The sequence below is a fragment of the Streptomyces sp. NRRL WC-3618 genome, assembly GCF_001280005.1.
Taxonomy (GTDB): domain Bacteria; phylum Actinomycetota; class Actinomycetes; order Streptomycetales; family Streptomycetaceae; genus Streptomyces.
In genome coordinates this window covers 1-1,281 of the sequence record NZ_LGDW01000238.1, presented here as the reverse complement: position 1 = coordinate 1,281, position 1,281 = coordinate 1, and the positions used below count along the sequence as shown (strand labels likewise).

Sequence of the window (1,281 nt, the reverse complement as noted above, 5' to 3'; positions counted from 1 at the left end):
TGGGCTTGATCCGCTTTGACGGACATCCGAGATCAGGGGTTCAGCCCCGGGAGGATGTCCATCATGGAGAGCATGGGGAAGAAGAAGCCTCGCCCTCGTCGCTCGTTCACGCCGGAGTTCAAGGCGGAGATCGTCGAGCTGTGCCGACGCGGTGACCGCTCGGTCGGTCAGATCGCCAAGGACTTCGATCTGACCGAGACCGCGGTGCGTGACTGGGTGAAGCAGGCCGAGGTCGATGCAGGCGAGCGGGACGGCCTGACCAGCAGCGAACGCGAGGAACTGGCCGCGCTGCGGCGGGAGAACCGCCGTCTGCGTGAGGACGTCGACATCCTCAAGCGGGCCACGGCTTTCTTCGCGAAGGAGACCCGGTGACGGTGCACCCGTTCATCGAGGCGGAGAAGCGTGCAGGTCACAGCGTCAAACGAGCGTGTGAGCTGCTGAAGGTCTCCCGGACCGCCTTCTATGCCCGCCGGGCTGCCAAGCCTGGTCCCCGCGCAGTCCGTGACGCCGAACTGGCGGAACAGATTGCCGACGTTCACACGCGATCGAGGGGAACCTACGGCGCCCCGCGCGTCCATGCCGTGCTCAAGCGGGCAGGCGCCGGATGCGGCCGACGACGTGTCGCGCGGCTGATGCGGGCTGCCGGACTGCAGGGCCGACACCGCAGACGACGGCACTTGACGACGATCCCCGATCCACGGGCTGCCCTGCGGCCCGATCTCGTCGTCCGGGACTTCCAGCCCGACCCCGCCGGCCTGGATGCCCGCTGGTGCGGCGACATCACCTACATCGCCACGGAGGAGGGCTGGCTCTATCTGGCCACGGTCATCGACATCGCCTCCCGTCGCGTGGTCGGCTGGGCGACGGCCGACCACCTGCGGACCGATCTGGTCGCCGATGCCCTCACGGCCGCCTGTCGAAAGCGCCGTCCCACCCGGCCGGTGATCTTTCACTCGGATCGTGGCTGTCAGTACACCAGCCAGCAATTCGCCGCGCTGGCAGACCAGTTGGGGGTGAGTCTGTCGGTCGGCCGCACCGGACAGTGCTGGGACAACGCACTCGCCGAGTCGTTCTTCGCCACCATCAAGAGGGAGTTGCTCGGCGCCGTCTCCTGGCCCAGCCGGGCCGCCGCCCGCACCGCGATCTTCGATTTCATCGAGGGCTGGTACAACTTGCACCGGCTGCACAGCAGCCTCGGCTATCGCAGTCCCGCCGAATACGAGACCGCACTCGCAGCCTGACCACCACACCGATGGTGTCCGTCAAAGCGGAACAAGCTCA

Annotated in this window: 2 protein-coding genes; both read left to right on the top strand. The window is 67.3% G+C overall.

Annotated features, from left to right (window positions below; all coding sequences use genetic code 11):
- The first annotated feature begins 63 nt into the window (after nt 1–63).
- Nucleotides 64–372: an IS3 family transposase gene (locus ADL01_RS21395; RefSeq protein ID WP_053743648.1), complete on the top strand. Its 309-nt coding sequence runs from the start codon at nt 64–66 to the stop codon at nt 370–372.
- The gene (locus tag ADL01_RS21390) at nt 369–1,241 is read left to right on the top strand and encodes an IS3 family transposase (protein ID WP_053743647.1); all 873 of its coding nucleotides are present in this window, start codon (nt 369–371) and stop codon (nt 1,239–1,241) included. Before ADL01_RS21395 ends, ADL01_RS21390 begins: the two co-directional genes overlap by 4 nt.
- Nucleotides 1,242–1,281: the final 40 nt, after the last annotated feature.

Bases quoted from the DNA above. Each gene is read 5' to 3' on its own strand.
- ADL01_RS21395 (WP_053743648.1), top strand. From the start codon at position 64: ATGGAGAGCATGGGGAAGAAGAAGCCTCGCCCTCGTCGCTCGTTCACG.